Here is a 475-nt window from a genome sequence, read left to right on the forward strand (position 1 = left end):
TGTGCGTTTGCTAGCTGAATTGACCCTGTCAGTTTGATCCACCTTCCACTTCCTGGCGAAGGCGGCCACCCGGTCATACGACCCTTCAAATCCCAGTTCTTTCAGATCCAGATGAAGTTGTTTCAAGCTTCGTCGCTGCTTACGATTCTTGCCAGCTTCGGTTTTAAGCCAGCTTGACAGCTGTAATGCATATTTATCGATGGCACTGGCTGTTTGTCGTTCTGCATAGGCAGGCTCAGTGACTTCAGAGCGAAGATAGCGCCGGACAGTGTTGCGAGAGATGCCCAGTCGTCTGGCGATCTCCCGTAATGGAATCTGGTCACGAATGTGCCAGCGTCGAATAATACCTAGTAATGCCACGTCAATCACTCCTGCTCCCTACTCATCAAGATAAGTAGGATTGTGTGCTAAACGTGGGTCAATTTTAGATGCAATTTATCCAGCAAAGTGGGTCAATTTTCAGTGCAAATCAACA

The 475-nt window shown here is 48.2% G+C and carries 1 protein-coding gene; it reads right to left on the minus strand.

Features of this window, described 5'->3' with window-relative positions:
- The coding region (locus ACO0LF_RS31470; protein ID WP_423021342.1) for a helix-turn-helix domain-containing protein at positions 1–369 on the minus strand (369 nt) is incomplete at its 3' end.
- Between the last annotated feature and the right edge of the window lie 106 nt (positions 370–475).

It is taken from the genome of Undibacterium sp. Di27W (assembly GCF_049340345.1).
GTDB lineage: Bacteria > Pseudomonadota > Gammaproteobacteria > Burkholderiales > Burkholderiaceae_D > Undibacterium.